We start from the raw sequence: 18,744 nt of genomic DNA, 5'->3' as shown, positions 1-18,744 counted from the left end.
AATAGACGTACTATTTTTAGATCCTTGGGAGATCTACCACCACAGGATTAGGCACCCGAACTACCTGAATCAAGAATAATTTTTTGATCGAGCGGCTTGTAATCAACGCGTTCACGAAGTTCCTTACCTGGTTTGAAGTGAGGAACACGCTTTTCTGGAATAAGAACCTTTTCACCTGACTTGGGATTGCGTCCGGTACGAGCAGGTCGATGATGCAATACAAAACTGCCCACACCCCGCAGCTCAATACGCTTTCCCTCAGCCAACGCTTGGGTCATCGTATCAAGCAAGGTTTTAACTGCTAGCTCCACATCCCGAGGCAAGAGTTGCGGAAACTGCTCCGCAAGGCTCTCTACAAGCTCAGAACGGGTTATCGCTTGGTGCTCTTGATCTGACATATCTAATTAGCCCGCCACCGCATGGATGGCGGAATCACCTTAGTTTTGATTATCCATCTTCGCTTTCAACAGGGCGCCAAGATTAGTCGTGCCAGAGCCAGCATCGCCCTGTAACTTATTCATAGCATCTTGTTGATCAGCGCTATCTTTTGCCTTGATCGATAAATTAATCGAACGTGATTTGCGATCGATATTAATGATCATGGCGGTGACAGAATCGCCCTCTTTCAGAGCATTGCGTGCATCTTCAACACGATCGGTCGAAATCTCGGAGGCACGCAGATAACCTTCCACCTCATCAGCAAGAGCAATCACAGCGCCCTTCGCATCAACGCTCTTCACGGTACCGGTGACCATACTGCCTTTATCACTCGTCGAGGTAAAGTTATTGAAGGGATCGCCTGACATTTGTTTGATACCAAGCGAGATGCGTTCTTTCTCAACATCAATTGCCAATACAACGGCCTCTAGCTCATCGCCTTTCTTAAATGCCTTGACTGCTTCTTCGCCTGGTTCATTCCAAGACAAATCAGATAAGTGAACCAAACCATCAATTCCACCAGGTAAGCCAATAAAGACGCCAAAATCGGTAATCGACTTAATAGCTCCTTTAATCTTGTCACCCTTTTGATGGCTACGTGAGAACTCTTCCCATGGATTTGCTTTGCATTGCTTAATACCTAAGCTAATACGACGCTTATCTTCATCAATATCCAAGACCATGACTTCCACTTCAGTTCCCAAGGAAACTGCTTTGCTTGGAGCCACGTTCTTATTGGTCCAATCCATTTCCGATACGTGAACCAAACCTTCAATGCCGCTCTCGATTTCAACGAATGCGCCGTAATCGGTCAGATTAGTGACCTTACCAAAAAGACGTGTGTTTGGAGGGTAACGACGCGCAATACCAACCCAAGGATCGTCGCCTAACTGCTTGATACCCAAGGAAACACGGTTTTTCTCTTGATCAAACTTCAGAATCTTCGCAGTTACCTCTTGACCAACGGTCAGCATCTCGCTGGGGTGGCGTACACGACGCCATGCCAAGTCGGTAATGTGAAGAAGACCATCGATACCACCGAGATCAACGAATGCGCCGTAATCGGTAATATTCTTAATGGTGCCCTGAACAACACTACCCTCTTGGAGGTTAGACATCATCTTCGCACGCTCTTCACCTTGGCTGGCCTCAACCACCGCACGGCGCGAGAGAACGACGTTATTTCGCTTACGGTCTAATTTAATGACCTTAAACTCCATCGTCTTACCTTCGTAAGGACTGGTATCTTTGATTGGACGGGTATCAACGAGCGATCCAGGCAAAAAGGCACGAATACCATTCACCATCACGGTCAATCCACCTTTTACCTTACCGGTAACAGTACCAGTAACGATCTCAGCCCCTTCGAGGGCTTTTTCAAGGTTCATCCAAGATGCAAGGCGTTTTGCCTTATCGCGTGACAAAATCGTATCGCCATAGCCATTTTCTAAGGCATCAATTGCGACGGATACGAAATCACCAGGGTTAACTTCGAGCTCGCCCTGGTCATTTTGGAATTCTTCAACGGGTATGAATGCTTCGGACTTAAGGCCGGCATTAACAACCACAAAATTATGATCAATACGAACGACTTCGGCCGAAATAACCTGGCCGGTTTTCATATTAGAACGGGTTAGGGATTCTTCAAATAGTGCTGCAAAAGATTCAGACATGAGGTTCACTTTGTGCCGTCAACTACTGACGGGTTAGGTTAATCAAACTCAAGTTAGCGGATTTTTTACCGTAGGAGCTAACTTAAGCACCAAACTTCAACTTCTAATTTCTATTTACGACTTGCAACTTGGTACCAAGAAAGTACCTGATCAACTGCTTGATCAACGGATAACTTCGAGGTATCGAGCAAATAAGCCCCTTCTACTTGCTTCAAAGGCGCGGTTGCCCGTTGAATGTCGCGGGCATCACGTTCCTGCAAATCTTGCAAAAGGACATTCATTCTAGCAGAAATTCCCTTAGCGATCAATTGCTTATATCGACGCTCCGCCCGAGCCTCGACGCTAGCAGTTAAAAATACCTTTAAAAGGGCATTGGTAAAGATCCGGCTCGCCATATCTCGGCCATCGGCCACCAAGCCTGGACTCCTTCGAAACCCCCTCTGGAGGGCTAATAGAGCATCTCGTACCTCTGGATAAACTGCAATTTGAGATGCCAAAACCCCAATCGACTCGTTTCGAATGGCCTCTGTGACATCCAGATTTCCGAGGAAAACTAGTCCATTTTTAAATTCAATCTGCATGGTAAGGGCAAGCTCACCCAAAGCGCGGTAATCGGATGGCGAAATCCCTTTTTGTTGGCTAGCAAGAGCCACTAGACGATACAGGGCACCGCTGTCCAGGTAATGAAATCCAAGGTGATTTGCAACGTGCATAGCCACTGTCCCCTTACCAGAGGCAGTAGGTCCGTCGATTGCAATAACTGGGGGCTGGTTCAACCCAAGTACTCCTTCACGAGAAATTAATCAGCAATTCGTGCTAACTCTGAAAAGTAATGCGGAAAGGTTTTAGCAACGCAAAGCGGATCATTAATCACGATTGGCTTTGGACCGAAAGCTGCTAACGAGAAACACATCGCCATGCGGTGATCGTCATAGGTATCGATTCCCATTGGTGGAGTCTGCCATTGCCCATTACTTAATGGATGAATCTCAATGAAATCATCACCCTCATGAACCACAGCCCCTAATTTGCGCAGTTCGGTTGCCATGGCTGCAATTCGGTCTGTTTCTTTCACCCGCCAACTAGCAATTTTCTCTAATCGTGTTTTTCCTTGGGCAAATAATGCCATCACGGCTAAGGTCATCGCTGCATCTGGAATCGTTGTACAGTCAATTGTGATCCCTCGCAACATTCCATCAGGATGATTTACACCGCAAGTTTCTAAAAAATCATCGCCACGCAACACGCGTGCTCCCATTTGCTCAATGGCATCTGCAAAAGCAATATCACCTTGAATGCTGGCCTTACCAACCCCAAGAACGCGCACCGGACCACGACCAAGTACACCGGCTGCCAAAAAATAGGATGCGGAGGATGCATCACCCTCAACCCAGAGGGTTTGTGGGCTCTTGTATACGGCTCCCGTTTGGGTGGGGGCAATCACAAACTGATGCGGCGTTGGATTCTTAACCTCCACCCCAAACTGAGCCATTAATTGAATCGTAATGTTGATGTATGGCCTAGAAATGAGCTCACCAATCACTTCAATTTGAATTGGTTTACGGGCTACGAGAGGCAGTGCCATCAATAAAGCAGTTAGAAATTGGCTGGAGACATCGCCCCGCACTCGAATTACTTCAGGTGGTGCAACCCTAGCTGCATGGATTTGGATTGGTGGATAACCAATCGCTTGCTCGTAAGCAATCTGTGCACCAATTTGCTGAAGTCCATCAACTAAATCACCAATCGGTCGCTCATGCATCCGCGGCACCCCAGAGAGCCGGTATTGGCCTTCTTGCATGACCAATGCTGCCGTGAGAGGCCGGATCGCGGTTCCAGCATTACCCATAAATAAATCAGCATGCTTCACTGGAAAAATGCCAGCACAACCAGTCACAATGCAATCACGACCATGATCCTCAACCTTCACACCCAATTGGCGCAAGGCATTTCGCATCACCTGGGTATCATCCGCATCAAGCAATTGCTTAAGAGAAGTCGTACCGCTTGCTAATGCTGCGAGTAACAATGCCCGATTCGAAATACTTTTTGATCCAGGCAAGGTCATCTGACCCTTAGCGCCTTGAAAAGGTCCAATCTGCAATGACTCGCTCGCCATTACGACTCTTCCCACCGCTTGCGCGCTTCACTGGCTTTAAGAAAAACCTTCTCAAGCGCTTGCGAATCCTCTTTAGCAATCAGCTCACGTAGAGCCTTAGCAATCACGAGATATTGGTCCAGTTCCTGCAAAATCGCTGATTTATTAGCAAGGCAAATATCACGCCACATCTCTGGGCTGGAAGCGGCTATTCGTGTGAAATCCCTAAATCCTGCGCCTGCGTGACCAAGTTTTTGCTCCGCATCCTCAGAATTCAGAACGCTCGTCATTAGGGCATACGATAGCAAATGAGGTAAATGCGAAACCGCTGCGTAGATTGCATCGTGCTGAATTGCCGATATCCCTTTGATACGCGAACCCAGTGCCTGCCAAAAACTCTCGACCAAAGCCACATCCGCAGCAGAGTTCTCTTGCAACTGACAAATAATGGTTTGCTTTCCCTCAAATAAATTAGCTTTTGCGGCAACAACGCCATGTTGTGCCCCGCCCGCAATCGGATGGGCTGGAACAAATTGACAAACCTTCTTCCCCAAAATCTCCTTGGCCGCCACAATCAGGTCGCTTTTAGTGCTGCCTGCATCCGTAATTAAAGTGTGCGGATTTAAATGCGGCTCAATCGTTTGAAAGCATGCGCGCATTTGCGCAACGGGAACACATAAAACGATCCACTGGGCTTGTTTACATGCGCCCTCAAGGTCATCAATACGATCAATCACGCCTAATTTTTTAGCCTCTTCAAGATTGCTTGCGCTTCGACCCACGCCGATTACTTCAGTAACAACCCCAGCTTTCTTGAGCGCCAAGCCAATCGATCCGCCAATTAAACCAACTCCAACAATGGCGACCGTTCCAAACTGATTGCGACTCATGCCGTACCTTGTGGCTGATTCAGAATGGCGTTGAGGGCTTGAATGCAAATAGCATTCTCTTCTGGCAAACCGATCGAGATTCTGAGCCATTGGGGTAGCCCATAGTTACCAACGGGTCGCACAATTACACCCCGCTTTAATAACTCGCGGTTAACGCGTACACCCGCTTCATTATCATTACCCACCTTCACTAAGACAAAATTTCCGGATGAAGGTAAGTAAGTTAAACCCATTTGTTCAAAAGCATTTGTCAACTGTTTATAACCGGCTCGATTTAATTCATAACCCTGCTGTAAAAATGCGTCGTCGCCTAGGGCTGCAATTGCGGCAGCTTGTGCCAAGCTATTGACATTAAACGGCTGTCGAATTCGGTTTAGCAGATCCGTTAAATGGGGTTGTGCAATACCATAGCCAATCCGCAGTCCTGCCAATCCGTAAGCTTTCGAAAAGCTGCGTGAGACCACTAAATTAGGATATTTTTTTACCCAAGCGATTGCGTCGTAGCGCTGCTCTGGGGCAAGGTACTCGTTATATGCCTCGTCTAGTACCACCACGACATGAGGTGGTACTTGGGCGAGAAATGACTCAATGACTTTGGGTTCAAGATAACTACCGGTAGGATTATTTGGGTTCGCTACGAATACCAACTTGGCAGTTTGCCCGAGTGATCGCAAGGTCTGTAGCATGGCCGGCAGATCGTGTCCGTACCTTGCATCGGCGGTAACTTCCACTGCTTTGGCACCAATTGCTTGAGTTGCTAAGGGGTAAACCGCAAACGCGTGTTTAGAAAATACGACAGCATCGCCAGCGTGCGCCACTGCTCTGGCGGTGAGCTCCAAAATATCATTGCTGCCATTTCCCAAGGTAATCCAGTCTTCTGGAATCCCAAGACGTTTTGATAAAACCTGCTTGAGTTCAAAACCATTGGAATCAGGATAACGGCCCAGATCATTGGCGGCTCGCAACATTGCTGCTTTGGCCGATGTTGGCATTCCCAAAGGATTTTCATTAGAAGCCAACTTCACAATCGCGCTTTCGTCTAAACCAAACTCGCGCGCTACCTCGCTAATGGGTCTACCGCCAACATAGGGTGCAATCGCGTGCACATGGTCTAAGCCAATTTTTTTGGACATGAATCAGGCTCTTAATTTTTAGCGCGGGGATAGGAACCAAGGTTTTTATAAAAAGCAGCAATCGTTTTTAACTCAGCAATCGCAGTTGCTACCTTGGCATCACTGGTATGCCCTTCAATATCAATATAGAAATGGTATTCCCAAGATCCCTTGCGGGCTGGTCGCGATTCGAACCGTGTCATGGAGACGCCATGCTTAGCCAATGGTCCCAATAAGTGGTGAACGGCCCCAGGTTGATTGGCAACCGACAGCACCAAAGAAGTCTGATCTTGTCCGCATGGCTGGCAGGCATATTGGCCGATCACGACAAATCGTGTGCGGTTGTTGGGATCATCCTGAATCTGAGCTGAAACGATTTGCAAACCATACGCCAATTGGGCTGGCTCACCTGCAATCGCAGCAATACTTGAATCCTTGCTCGCCATCCGCGCAGCCTCGGCATTGCTACTGACGGCTTGACGCTGTAATTGAGGGGCATGCACACTTAACCACTGTTGGCATTGGGCCAAAGCCTGGGCATGGGCACAAACCGTTTTTACGCCATCTAAATTTCCATGCTTTGTTAACAAATGATGCCGGATGGGCAACACAACTTCACCACTAATTTGCAGTGGGCTCTCTAGCAGCAAATCTAAGGTTCGAGAAACAGCTCCTTCGCTGGAATTCTCAACCGGCACAACGCCAAAGGTGGCGGCTCCTTTTTCAACGGCTTTGAAGACCTCATCCAAACTCACGCATGGCAAACCAGAAATCGACTGGCCAAAGAATTGATGCGCCGCTTGCTCCGAGAAGGTACCGGTTGGCCCTAAATATGCGATGGTTTGCTTGGATTCCAAGGCGCGGCATGCCGACATGATTTCGCGCCAGATCGAAGCAAGGCCATCGGCCAGTAACGGGCCGGGATTTTTTTGCAAAACATTCTGGATCACCTGATTTTCTCGTTCAGGACGAAAAATAGGCGCAGATGACTCATTCTTAATATGGCCGACTTCTTGAGCGGCCTTTGCTCGCTTGGATATAAGCTCTAACAGCTCTTGATCAATCGCATCAATTTGAGCGCGAAGCGGAGCCAATCGTTGATCATCATTTGACATTAGGCACGCCTTTCAAACTCTCGCATAAACTCCACCAAGGTCTTAACGCCCGCAACTGGCATCGCATTGTAAATACTAGCGCGCATCCCTCCAGCGGCCTTATGACCTCGTAAGGCCGCCAGACCAGCGGCGCTCGATTGTTCCAAAAACTCTGCATTTAAACCTTCGTCTTTCAGAAAGAAAGTAACATTGGTTCTCGAGCGGCACTTTGGATCCACACGACTTTCATAAAGCGAACTTCGGTCAATAAATTCATATAGCATCGACGACTTTTGCTGACTACGACGCTCCATTTCCGCTACTCCACCTTGCCGCTTAATCCATTCAAATACTAAGCCGGAAACATAAATTGGGAAAGTGGGTGGAGTATTAAACATCGATTGATTTGCTGCTTCCTTTGCCCAATCCCAGATTGAAGGGGTAATGGGCATCGCATGACCCATGAGGTCTTTGCGCACAATCACAATGGTCACGCCAGCAGGGCCAATATTCTTCTGAGCGCCTGCGAAAAGTACGCCACACTCGCTCACATTCATTGCCTTCGAAAGAATATTACTGGATATATCAGCAACCAAAGGGGTCTTACCAAGCTTTGGAAACTTAGCAAATTCAACGCCGCCGATCGTCTCATTCGCACAAATGTGCACATAGGCTGCATCTTGGGATAAGGTCCATGTGCTTTGATCGGGAATCGATCGAAATCCCTGTGCTTGCGAACTAGCAGCGATATGAGCTTCCCCATATTTTTGCGCTTCCTTAACTGATTTCTCAGACCAAATTCCAGTCACTACAAAGTCTGCTTTGGGTTTACTTGCTAGTGGCATCAAGTTCATTGGAATCGCCGCATTCTGACCGATACCCCCACCTTGCAGTAACAAGATTTCATAATCGCTTGGAATAGCCATGAGCTCACGAAGATCAGCTAGAGTTTTTTCATAGACCGCCATAAACTCTTTGCTGCGGTGACTAATTTCCATCACACTTGTACCGAGACCCTGCCAGTTCAAGAGTTCGTCGCGAGCTTGCTCCAAAACCTCATCGGGTAAGGTTGCCGGGCCCGCTGCGAAGTTATAAATGCGGCGGTCAAAACTCATCATGCAGTCCGGTTAGTCGAGGCTCAGCTTAGGCATCAGGCGATACATCTGACTCGCTATTGCTTTGCTCATCGCCCATGTCATCGCCTTCTTCATCCGAATCACTCTCCGCGATGCGTTGCAATCCAGATAAATGGGTTCCTTCATCGACGTTAATTAGAGTGACGCCCTGTGTGGCACGACCCATCTCCCGAATCTCGGATACCCGCGTACGAACGAGCACTCCACCCGTGGTAATTAACATGATTTGATCTTCTGGTGAAACTAGGGCTGCTGCAACGACCTTACCATTTCTCTCGCTGGTCTGAATTGCAATCATGCCCTTCGTACCGCGCCCATGACGAGTGTACTCAGCAATCGGGGTGCGCTTACCGTAACCATTCTCGGTGGCGGTTAGAACGCTATTTGGCGCTGCGAAATCTTCAACTGCCGCCACAGCCCCCTCGGCAACTTCCGCAGGAGCAACTAGCATGGCGATCACCTCTTGCCCATCCGAGAGATTCATGCCACGAACACCGCGGGCGGTGCGACCCATAGGTCGTACATCATTCTCATCAAAACGAACGGCTTTACCTGCATCCGAGAACAACATCACATCATGCTTACCGTCTGTAATAGCCGCTCCAACCAAAAAGTCGCCCTCATCTAAATCAACCGCAATGATTCCGGCTTTGCGAGGATTCGAAAAGTCTGATAAGCGAGTTTTCTTTACGGTGCCCCGGCGAGTTGCCATAAACACATAGTGATCATCTTCATAACCCTGAATCGGCAAAATCACAGTGATCTTTTCGCCCTCGACTAAGGGGAACATATTGACAATTGGTTTGCCGCGCGATGTTCGGCTTCCCTGTGGAACTTCCCAAACCTTTAACCAATACATCCGACCACGGTCGGAGAAACACAAAATCGTATCGTGCGTATTGGCGACAAACAGGGTGTCAATCCAGTCTTCATCCTTCGTTGCTGCCGCTTGCTTGCCCCGGCCCCCACGCTTTTGTGCCCGGTATTCGCTCAAGGGTTGGCTCTTCATGTACCCAGCGTGAGAAAGTGTTACCACCATATCGGTTGGGGTAATTAAATCTTCAGTAAAGAGCTCTGTGGCATTCATTTCGATGAATGAGCGACGACCTGAGTCGCTGCCATCAGCACCAAACTCTGCCTTTACTTCGAGCAACTCGGTCTCAATCACTTTAGTGACGCGCTCAGGCTTTGCAAGCAGATCCAATAGATCAGCAATTTGATCCATCACTTCTTTGTACTCGTTCACGATCTTGTCTTGCTCAAGACCAGTCAAACGCTGGAGGCGCATTTGCAGAATTTCTTGGGCTTGATCGTCGGATAAGCGGTAGAGTCCGCTGTCTTGCATGCCATACTCTGGCAAAAGACCTTCGGGTCGGAAGGCGTTACGACCACCTGGAGCCTCGCCTTCAGCGCGGGCTAGCATCTCGCGAACTAACGATGAGTCCCAAGCTTGAGCCATTAACTCCTGTTTGGCAACCACTGGATTGGCAGCTGCTTTAATGATGGCAATAAATCGATCGATATTGGCCAGGGCAACAGCAAGACCTTCAAGAACATGGCCTCGTTCACGCGCTTTACGTAACTCAAAAATGGTACGTCGTGTAATCACCTCGCGGCGATGTGCCAAGAAATACTCAAGCATTTGCTTAAGGTTTAGTAGACGAGGCTGATTGTCTACCAGAGCCACCATATTCATACCGAAGTTGTCTTGAAGCTGGGTGCTCTTATATAGATTATTGAGAACGACTTCGGGTACTTCACCGCGCTTCAGTTCGATTACAACGCGCATTCCCGATTTGTCAGACTCATCGCGCAAATCCGAGATGCCCTCAATTTTTTTCTCATTGACCAACTCGGCAATGCGCTCAAGCAGGTTTTTCTTATTCACTTGATAGGGCAACTCATCCACAATGATGGCTTGGCGCTGCCCCTTATCCATATCCTCAAAATGGGTCTTAGCACGCATCACAACTCGACCACGTCCAGTGCGATACCCCTCACGAACTCCCTGAACGCCGTATATGATTCCAGCGGTTGGAAAATCGGGTGCCGGAATAATCTCAATCAATTCATCAATGGTGCAGTCCGGCTGATGCAGGACATGAAGGCAGGCCTTGATGACCTCGTCCAAGTTATGAGGTGGAATATTGGTGGCCATTCCTACCGCAATGCCGGAGGAGCCATTAATTAACAGGTTGGGAACCTTTGCAGGAAGGATCAGCGGTTCTTTTTCACTGCCGTCATAGTTCGGCCCAAAGTCAACGGTCTCCTTATCCAAATCCGCTAATAGCTCATGGGCGATCTTACGAAGCCGAATCTCGGTGTACCGCATTGCCGCTGCATTATCACCATCGACCGATCCGAAGTTACCCTGACCGTCGACCAACATGTAGCGCAATGAGAAATCCTGGGCCATGCGGACGATCGTGTCATAAACCGCCGTATCGCCATGAGGGTGGTATTTACCGATCACGTCACCCACAATACGTGCAGATTTCTTAAAAGCCCGGTTCCAATCGTTGTTTAATTCATACATGGCGTATAAAACCCGACGGTGCACGGGTTTTAACCCATCCCGCACGTCCGGCAAGGCTCTGCCGACAATTACGCTCATGGCGTAGTCCAAATAGGACCGCCGCATTTCGTCTTCTAGGGATATCGGGAGTGTTTCTTTAGCGGCTTGTTCCATCTCGAAATAATATCATTTCGTAGACACATAACCTGTGCTAATATTCTGATAGTTAGTACCTATTTATGTTGTAGCGCTTTAGGCTTTTTTGGGCTTTTAGGCGATTCGGTTGCATTAATTTATTAAATGTTTTTTGAGGATAAAAAATGAACAAAACCCTAAAACTGATACTCGCTGCAGTTATTACGATTTCTGCCGGTTCAGCGATGGCCCAGCCAAAGAATGTTGATAACTGGGTAAACTCCACAGGTACACCATGGAGAAACGGCGATGGCACCCTGTGCTGGCGCGATGCGACTTGGACCCCAGCAACTGCTGCTCCAAATTGCGATGGCTGGCTCGCTCCTAAGCCTGCTGCTGCTGCTCCTGCTGCAGCTGCAAGCAAAGTGACCCAGAAGAAAATCACCCTGCAAGCGGATACCTTGTTTGATTTTGACAAGTCCAATTTGAAGTCCGAAGGTGTTGCAACCCTGAATAAACTTGCTCAAGACATCAAAAAGATGAAGCTTGAAGTAGTCATTATTGTTGGTTATACCGATAGCGTCGGTACCGATGCCTACAACATTGCCCTCGGCCAGCGCCGTGCCAATGCGGTTAAAGCATTCTTGACCAATGATGGCGGTGTAGAAGCAACTCGTGTTTATACCGAAAGTAAAGGTAAAGCCGATCCAGTTGCCAGCAATGCAACTGCAGAAGGCCGTGCCAAGAACCGTCGTGCTGTGATCGAAGTAGTTGGCACCCAAGCTGTTAAGTAATTTAGTCCTCTGGACTGCAAAGCCCGGTTCGCCGGGCTTTTTTATTGCTTTTTTTGTATAGTCTTACTTATTCTTTTAAATGGGCTTTCCAATGAGCAATGTCGACCACAGTGAGATTGATAAATTTAGTGCCCTAGCGCATCGCTGGTGGGATCCGACTAGCGAATTCAAACCTCTGCATGCCATCAATCCCCTGCGGCTCGGCTGGATTCAATCGATTACGAATTTACAAGGCAAACGAATACTTGATGTGGGATGCGGCGGCGGGATACTTGCTGAGTCGCTCTCTAAAGCAGGAGCGACCGTAACTGGCATTGATTTATCGACCAAGGCCCTTAAAGTTGCTGAATTACACCAGCTTGAAAGTGGCACCTCTGTTCGTTATCTAACAATTTCGGCCGAAGACTTGGCAAAAGAAGAATCCCAATCGTATGATGTAGTTACTTGCATGGAGATGTTGGAGCATGTTCCCGATCCATCTTCAGTAGTACAAGCATGTGCAAAGCTATGCAAACCCAGTGGGCATATTTTCTTTTCCACCCTGAATCGCAATCCAAAGTCCTACCTTTTTGCCATTATTGGCGCGGAGTATATTTTGCAACTGCTTCCAAAAGGTACCCACCAATATGAAAAATTTATTAAGCCGTCCGAGTTGGCTCAATTTACTCGGGCAGCTGGTTTGGAAGTCATCGAGCTCAAGGGGATGACCTACAACCCCATCACACAAATTTATCGCTTAGGCAGCGATACGGATGTGAACTATATGATGGCAACCCGTAAGCCACAATGATGGGCACGCCCGTATTTGAGGGGGTTTTTTTTGATCTTGATGGCACGCTCGCCGATACCGCGCCAGATTTGGTTGCTGCAGCTAATCGTTTGCTGATCGCTAATCAACGCACCCCCATGGCGTATGAGATCCTTCGACCGATGGCATCGGCCGGAGCTCGAGGATTGATTCAGAAAAGTTTTGGGATTTATCCCGATCACCCCGAGTTCCTTGCCTTGCGTGATCGCTTCTTAAGCTTCTATGAAGAGGCTCTTTTAGTTCACAGCAAACTGTATGACGGTATGGAAGCGCTTTTACAAAAGCTTGAGGAATGCAAGATCCCTTGGGGAATTGTGACTAACAAACAGAAACGATTTACGCAGCCACTTACCGAGCAAATGGGTCTTTTAAAAAGAGCGCATTGCGTAGTCTCAGGCGATACCACCCCGCACTCTAAACCACACCCAGAACCCATTTTGCATGCCGCACATCTTGCAAAAGTTGATCCGAGTCGAGCCATTTATATTGGGGACGATATTCGGGATATTGTGTCTGGTAAAGCTGCTGGAATGCAAACAGTAGCCGCGCTCTATGGCTATTGCGGATGCGAGGAACCTCCGCACACCTGGGGCGCAGACTACATGATTCATCACCCACACGATCTCAATCAAATTTTGTTTACAAATTAATAGTGCAATTTATTCACTAAAGAATTAAAATATGCGTCCTAGTGTGAAAAATAATTCGGGGTCGACATGGTTTCGACGTGGATTACAAAGCATCAAGGGCATACCGAGGACCCGTTATCTCGTAAATCAATGGGAATGCAATAACTGCTAACGACGAACGTTACGCACTAGCCGCTTAAATGCGGCTGCCCCTGAACTGATTCTCTCTTGGGTCAGGTAGCGCAAGCTACATCAGGGTCATTTACAAGAGATAAGATCAACTCGTGTCACAAGGGTTGATACGAAAATTTAGTGAATCGCTAATGCAAAGCGTGTCGATTCGCGTTGCCTTGGTTAAATTAAATAATTAGACTAAGTATGTAGAACTTGTTGTAGCGTGTTTGCGGACGCGGGTTCGATTCCCGCCGACTCCACCAATTTAGTGTTGGGGCTATACAGAAATAGTTACCAACTACCGTGTTTGTAAAACACTCTCCATTTGCATGGAGAGCTTTTCATAGTGGCTCAAAGCTAATTTTGTTGGAATGATATGTTTTTTACGAGCATCGGCTTTATCAATTGATAATTTGATATAGCCCATTACTTGTAAATTTTTAATACGTCCGTGAAGGGTTGCTTGAGATCCAAGCTCATGGGCAGTTAATAAATCACCAACCAAAATTGTTTGTTCGCGATCCCAAGCCAACATCACCCGATTTAATAACTGCTCCTCTGTAAAATCTAATTTCTTACCTGGATTAATGCGATCAAGAGCATCCAAGCAATTCAAAAAACGTAAATAAGACAAAGAGCGTTGTGGCATGAACTTCATTAGTTAAAAAAGAATAATATGCACACTATACTAAAAAAAATTTATTAACAATAATCATCGTCAACTTTTCATGGGTACGGCAAATTCTTCAACAGAATCAGTGATTTCTGCAAAAACGATTATTGCTTGCGCCCTCACATATACCCTATTATTTTATCTAAATGATTGGCTGACTTCGTTCTTAGAAGCCGCCCCCGGCGTGAATTGGATTTACTTGCCAGCCGGACTCAGGCTATTTTTAGTACTCGTTTTTGGGCTGTCCGGAGCAATTGGCATTTCTATTGCCTCTACATTGATCACCTTTGGACGCGATCTGAGTGATGACATCATTAGTATGATTGGGATTGGACTGATCTCAGGGTTTGGCCCTTACATTGCTCGTCTAGTGGTTGTTCGCAATCTCAAAATTAATGCTGATTTGAGTAACCTTAACATCCAGATGATCGTCATTAGCGTGCTGGTCTTTGCTCTTTTGAGTACCGCTCTACATCAGCTATGGTTTGTGCTAATCGGTATACCGAGTGGCAGCCTCTCCAATGCGATTGCAATGCTGGTTGGCGATGTTTTAGGAGCTCTGTTGTTTATCTCCCTCTGTAAATTTGGAATTGATCTTTATAAGAAATTGACTAAGCGCGAATCGCTTCTTTAAATAATCGCTCCATCTCCATTCGAATTTTGTAAGCATCGGTTGTTTTATCGATGAGTACATCATCCCAACAAAGACTTTGTCCTTTTTTTACCGGTCTGATGACTTTGATCTGGTGTGCCAAGCCCAGAGGTAATCCACCCATTGCGCTAGATCTATTCGCGGGTAATAACTTCCCCCATACGGTATAGCCGCCCTCACCATCTAGGACATCGCCTGGATTGAGATCACGTTTTGCGGTGGCAATGACATCGGCATTCCAACAATAGGGCACTCCGGTAGCCTCCTTACGAAGGGCTACACTCGCAACAGACAGGCCAACCTCAAGCCCGATTAAATGCCAACGCTTATAAAGCGTGAAATATCGTCCGCTCGGATCGGTATGGGCTTTGTATTCCTCAAAGCAATTCTTAATGTAATCGGTTTCAGCCTCAACCGTGACCCAAACCCCCATCCGAATGTCGTAAGGCACCCTTCTACCATCTTTTTCTAATGAAGAGATCACTTCGACCATTCCCTTTTGTTCCAAATGACCACCCTCAGAAATAGGCCGTGTGACGACAGGGATATCTTCGATACTGGCTGGGGGATACAAGAGACCATTACTCGGTACGGCCAATCCGGTGGCATTAGCGACCGCAGTTGATTCAATAGCAGGCTTTGAGCCATCTAAAAAACTATTAAACATTTTGGGATTAAGACCACCCCGTTTTGCCTGCTCAGGAGTTAAACCATAGTAATTCCAAACTGTTTCTGGGGTTGAGTCGGCATAATGCGGCAACCATTGGTGTCCTCTTCCGGCTGCCACGACTGGGAACCCACAGGTGCGGGCCCAATCCACCAAATCGCAAATCAGTGCGGGCTGATCTCCAAAGGCAAGGGAGTAAATGACGTTCGCATCTCTTGCTTTTTTGGCCAACAGGGGTCCACAAAAAGCATCTGCCTCCACAGTGACGTTCACAACATGCTTACCCTCTGAAAATGCGCGCAAACAATGCTCAACCGCTGCAATCGGATTGCCTGTGCATTCGACAACAACGTCAACTGCTGGATGCTGCACAATCGCTTGCCAATCATCCGTCACATAGCATGTACGATCACGAAGAGCCAAATCAATCGATGAAGTCTCCAATTGAGTGGCATCCCAACCAACGGTACACAAATTCTGTTTAGCAACAGCGGGCATCAAATCTGCTACTGCTACTAACTGCACCCCAGGGGTCTTTGGGATCTGAGCTAAATACATCGAACCAAATTTACCAGCGCCAATTAATCCAATCCGAATTGGTTTTTGCTCAGCGGCACGCTGAAGTAGTTGTTGATAAAGACTCATGACTTGCTCTTAGGGCGTGGTTAATCGATTTTGTTGATAGTCTGTGATTGCTTGCATGATCTCTTCTTGGGTATTCATAACAAAAGGGCCATGTTGCACAATTGGCTCATGAAGTGGTTTTGCTGCAAGCCAAATGGCTTTAGCCCCATTCGCACCAGATTGCATAGTAACTCGATCGCCCTCACCCAAAACGAGAGCTGCCTGACGTGGGGCTTGCTGCGCTTGATCGCCAATTGATAAATCGCCTTCATAAACATAGATAAAGCTATGATGCGAGCTTGGTACCGGATGGCTAAAGACCTCATCACTGGATAAATGAATATCAAAGAACAGGGGTTCAGTACTTAAGCCGTGAATTGGGCCTTGAATGACGGTACCATTCGATGACTGGCACCTCCCAGCAATCGCCTTTATTAATCCACCATGCGGTAAATGAACTCTCGGAATGGATGCATCTTGAATATCTTGATACCCCGCAGGCTTCATTTTCTCGCGCGCGGGTAAGTTAATCCACAACTGAAACCCACGCATCGCACCACTTTCTTGCTGTGGCATCTCGGAATGAATGATTCCGCGACCAGCGGTCATCCACTGGATACCCCCACTTTTTAAGTGACCACGATTGCCCAAATGATCTTCATGCAACATGTGACCCTCGAGCATATAGGTCACGGTTTCAAAACCACGGTGCGGATGAGGCGGAAATCCCGCAACATAATCATTCGGATCATTAGATGAAAACTCATCGAGCATCAAAAATGGGTCTAAACGTTGCCGATCATGACCACCCAAACTGCGACGCAAGCGCACTCCCGCCCCGTCAGAGGTTGTAATACCTGGTATCACCTGGATCATTTGCCGATTCATAACTTACGCCTTTGGAGCTTGATCTTCAGGATGAATATCTAAGGCAATGAGGAATCGAGAGACCATGTTGTACGCTGCAATCACGGTCACCAGCTCAACTAAAACAGTATTACCCAAAGCCACCTGCAGTCGTTTCATTAATTCAGAATTGACCTGAATCGTTCGGGTCATTTGCAAGGTTAACTCGAGAACATCCCGCTCCAATAGGCTAAACGGTGTTGGATCAAAATCATCCTCCCCCAAATGCCGCATTGCATCGACCTGCGCTTGGGTGCCTCCTGCTTTTAAAAAAGGTGGCGCATGATGGAAGAACTCATACTCAGCGCCATTGAGAACTGCCACACCACACATTCCGAGTTCGCGTAACTTAGGATCAAGTGACAGTTGTTGACGTACATTACCAATAAAATGATTCCAGCCACGCGCTACTGGCTCGCTATGCAATAGCATTCGATCCAAATTAATGAGTTGGCCACCTCGCCGCTTACGAATCTCAGCGACCAGATCGGCCGGTTCTGCAAGATCTAGGGGCTGGTATGGAATTAAACGATCGTTTGTCATTGGAATCAGAGATGTGTTTTAGTGATAGTAGTGTACCCATAAACTTGATCGATAATAGTGCCATGAATCAAGAACATTTAGGCCCCAATGCCCTTCCTGTCCTTAATATTGCCGGCTATCAGTTTGTCCGGCTTGATGAGCTCGATCGGCTCAGAGAATCTTTTTATCAAGCTGCTTCAGATCTGCGCCTTAAAGGGACCATCTTGTTATCGGAGGAAGGCATCAATCTATTTTTAGCTGGGCTAGAAACCAATATCCAGAGTTTTCTTTCCTTTTTGCGAAATGATCCTCGACTGGCATCGTTTCAAACGAAGGATAGCTGGTCGGCAACGCAACCGTTTCGTAAGCTGTTGATCAAAATTAAAAAAGAAATTATTCGCATGAATCATCCGACCATCGCCCCAGAAAAAGGGCGGGCAAAATTTATCTCTCCTAAGAAATTAAAAGAATGGCTCGATCGTGGCCAGGATGATCTTGGGCGTCCTGTTGTGATGATTGATACTCGAAATGGATTTGAAGTAGAGTACGGGACCTTTAAGAATGCGTTGCACTTTAATATCACTAAATTTAGTGAGTTTCCTCAAGCAATTGAAGAACGTCTACCCGAATTAAGCGATAAAACCCTTGTAAGCTTTTGTACCGGCGGAATCCGCTGCGAAAAATCAGGCCTGTATTTGCGCGAGCGCGGTCTTGAACACAGCTATCAATTGGATGGCGGGATCTTGCAATACTTTGAGGATATTGGTGGGGATCACTATGTGGGCGATTGCTTCGTCTTTGATGAGCGCGAAACCCTAGAGCCCAGCCTTTCTGCGAAGCCCCAGGGTCGACTCAAGCCTAAGAAAAATCAGGCTTAGTCAAACCTAGTCAGACTTGCCAACTAAGTTGAAATGCTCAACAGCGGGTGGTTGAGTGAAAAATGGGCCCACAATGCTTCGCCACTCGATAAACGCTGGGGATCCCCGAAAATCCACCATATGGTTCTCAAGGGTGTCCCAATAAATCATGAGTAAGTAGCGATTAGGCGACTCAATGCTGTGATTGACTTTAAAGCCCCGAAACCCTTTAGCGGGTGCGATCGCAGTGCGAACCCCCCGTAAAATTGCCTCATTAAACTCATCTTGCTTGCTTTCATCGATACGAATATCAACCACTTCTAGAATCATTTTGCTTCCTTAGGATG

General features: G+C 47.3%; 18 protein-coding genes, 1 other RNA gene and 1 pseudogene. 6 read left to right on the top strand and 14 right to left on the bottom strand.

What is annotated here, in order from left to right; all coding sequences use genetic code 11:
• Window positions 1-101: 101 nt before the first annotated feature.
• The 9 genes and pseudogenes from QUE65_RS02270 to gyrA all read right to left on the bottom strand — a co-directional run.
• Window positions 102-398: pseudogene (locus QUE65_RS02270) on the bottom strand (integration host factor subunit beta); the annotation flags it as partial.
• Between the two features lie 39 nt (window positions 399-437).
• On the bottom strand, window positions 438-2,111 hold the full coding sequence (gene rpsA, locus QUE65_RS02265) for a 30S ribosomal protein S1 (protein ID WP_215371615.1): 1,674 nt from the start codon (window positions 2,109-2,111) through the stop codon (window positions 438-440).
• A gap of 110 nt (window positions 2,112-2,221) precedes the next feature.
• Window positions 2,222-2,887, bottom strand: a complete 666-nt coding sequence (gene cmk / locus QUE65_RS02260) for a (d)CMP kinase (RefSeq protein WP_286281620.1) — start codon at window positions 2,885-2,887, stop codon at window positions 2,222-2,224.
• Between the two features lie 23 nt (window positions 2,888-2,910).
• Complete coding sequence (gene aroA, locus QUE65_RS02255) at window positions 2,911-4,230, bottom strand: 3-phosphoshikimate 1-carboxyvinyltransferase (RefSeq protein ID WP_286281618.1); 1,320 nt, start codon at window positions 4,228-4,230, stop codon at window positions 2,911-2,913.
• The gene (locus QUE65_RS02250; protein ID WP_286281615.1) at window positions 4,230-5,099 is read right to left on the bottom strand and encodes a prephenate dehydrogenase; all 870 of its coding nucleotides are present in this window, start codon (window positions 5,097-5,099) and stop codon (window positions 4,230-4,232) included. Before QUE65_RS02250 ends, aroA begins: the two co-directional genes overlap by 1 nt.
• A complete protein-coding gene (hisC, locus tag QUE65_RS02245; protein WP_286281614.1) occupies window positions 5,096-6,232 on the bottom strand; it encodes a histidinol-phosphate transaminase in 1,137 nt (378 codons plus the stop codon). Before hisC ends, QUE65_RS02250 begins: the two co-directional genes overlap by 4 nt.
• A gap of 11 nt (window positions 6,233-6,243) precedes the next feature.
• A complete protein-coding gene (gene pheA / locus QUE65_RS02240) occupies window positions 6,244-7,326 on the bottom strand; it encodes a prephenate dehydratase (RefSeq protein ID WP_286281613.1) in 1,083 nt (360 codons plus the stop codon).
• Window positions 7,326-8,420 carry a 3-phosphoserine/phosphohydroxythreonine transaminase gene (gene serC / locus QUE65_RS02235; protein ID WP_286282396.1) on the bottom strand — a complete coding sequence of 365 codons (1,095 nt, stop codon included), beginning with the start codon at window positions 8,418-8,420 and terminating at the stop codon, window positions 7,326-7,328. The genes pheA and serC overlap by 1 nt, the downstream gene beginning before the upstream one ends.
• Window positions 8,421-8,448: 28 nt before the next feature.
• The gene (gyrA, locus tag QUE65_RS02230) at window positions 8,449-11,130 is read right to left on the bottom strand and encodes a DNA gyrase subunit A (protein ID WP_286281611.1); all 2,682 of its coding nucleotides are present in this window, start codon (window positions 11,128-11,130) and stop codon (window positions 8,449-8,451) included.
• A 146-nt stretch (window positions 11,131-11,276) separates the two neighbouring features.
• On the opposite strand from gyrA, the gene ompA reads away from it, so the two are divergent.
• The 4 genes from ompA to ssrA all read left to right on the top strand — a co-directional run bounded on the left by ompA (window position 11,277) and on the right by ssrA (window position 13,759).
• The gene (ompA, locus tag QUE65_RS02225; RefSeq protein WP_286281609.1) at window positions 11,277-11,885 is read left to right on the top strand and encodes an outer membrane protein OmpA; all 609 of its coding nucleotides are present in this window, start codon (window positions 11,277-11,279) and stop codon (window positions 11,883-11,885) included.
• 91 nt (window positions 11,886-11,976) lie between these two features.
• The gene (ubiG, locus tag QUE65_RS02220) at window positions 11,977-12,675 is read left to right on the top strand and encodes a bifunctional 2-polyprenyl-6-hydroxyphenol methylase/3-demethylubiquinol 3-O-methyltransferase UbiG (protein ID WP_286281606.1); all 699 of its coding nucleotides are present in this window, start codon (window positions 11,977-11,979) and stop codon (window positions 12,673-12,675) included.
• A complete protein-coding gene (locus QUE65_RS02215) occupies window positions 12,672-13,343 on the top strand; it encodes an HAD family hydrolase (RefSeq protein ID WP_458574763.1) in 672 nt (223 codons plus the stop codon). The genes ubiG and QUE65_RS02215 overlap by 4 nt, the downstream gene beginning before the upstream one ends.
• A 57-nt stretch (window positions 13,344-13,400) precedes the next feature.
• Window positions 13,401-13,759: a transfer-messenger RNA gene (ssrA, locus tag QUE65_RS02210) on the top strand.
• 35 nt (window positions 13,760-13,794) lie between these two features.
• On the opposite strand, the gene QUE65_RS02205 is transcribed toward ssrA, so the two are convergent.
• Window positions 13,795-14,103: a hypothetical protein gene (locus QUE65_RS02205; RefSeq protein WP_251371905.1), complete on the bottom strand. Its 309-nt coding sequence runs from the start codon at window positions 14,101-14,103 to the stop codon at window positions 13,795-13,797.
• A gap of 121 nt (window positions 14,104-14,224) precedes the next feature.
• Here QUE65_RS02205 and QUE65_RS02200 point away from each other — a divergent pair, with 121 nt between their 5' ends.
• Window positions 14,225-14,803, top strand: a complete 579-nt coding sequence (locus QUE65_RS02200; protein WP_286281605.1) for a hypothetical protein — start codon at window positions 14,225-14,227, stop codon at window positions 14,801-14,803.
• On the opposite strand, the gene QUE65_RS02195 is transcribed toward QUE65_RS02200, so the two are convergent.
• From QUE65_RS02195 to QUE65_RS02185, 3 genes are read right to left on the bottom strand one after another with little or no spacing between them, the layout of a single operon-like run.
• Entirely contained in the window at window positions 14,781-16,133 is a 1,353-nt protein-coding gene (locus tag QUE65_RS02195; protein ID WP_286281603.1) for an NAD(P)H-dependent oxidoreductase, read from the bottom strand. The two genes, QUE65_RS02200 and QUE65_RS02195, sit on opposite strands and share 23 nt — an antisense overlap.
• A gap of 9 nt (window positions 16,134-16,142) precedes the next feature.
• Complete coding sequence (locus tag QUE65_RS02190) at window positions 16,143-17,000, bottom strand: pirin family protein (RefSeq protein ID WP_286281602.1); 858 nt, start codon at window positions 16,998-17,000, stop codon at window positions 16,143-16,145.
• A 3-nt stretch (window positions 17,001-17,003) separates the two neighbouring features.
• Window positions 17,004-17,561: a carboxymuconolactone decarboxylase family protein gene (locus QUE65_RS02185; RefSeq protein WP_286281601.1), complete on the bottom strand. Its 558-nt coding sequence runs from the start codon at window positions 17,559-17,561 to the stop codon at window positions 17,004-17,006.
• Between the two features lie 62 nt (window positions 17,562-17,623).
• Between QUE65_RS02185 and QUE65_RS02180 the strand changes: the two genes are divergently transcribed.
• Window positions 17,624-18,418 carry a sulfurtransferase gene (locus tag QUE65_RS02180; protein WP_286281599.1) on the top strand — a complete coding sequence of 265 codons (795 nt, stop codon included), beginning with the start codon at window positions 17,624-17,626 and terminating at the stop codon, window positions 18,416-18,418.
• Window positions 18,419-18,424: 6 nt separating this feature from the next.
• Here QUE65_RS02180 and QUE65_RS02175 read toward each other — a convergent pair whose 3' ends face one another.
• The gene (locus QUE65_RS02175; RefSeq protein WP_215371587.1) at window positions 18,425-18,727 is read right to left on the bottom strand and encodes an antibiotic biosynthesis monooxygenase family protein; all 303 of its coding nucleotides are present in this window, start codon (window positions 18,725-18,727) and stop codon (window positions 18,425-18,427) included.
• Window positions 18,728-18,744 lie beyond the last annotated feature (17 nt).

This window comes from Polynucleobacter sp. HIN8 (assembly GCF_030297615.1).
Classification (GTDB): domain Bacteria; phylum Pseudomonadota; class Gammaproteobacteria; order Burkholderiales; family Burkholderiaceae; genus Polynucleobacter.
Note: the sequence above shows the minus strand (reverse complement) of the source record. Positions and strands in the feature narration are given on the sequence as shown.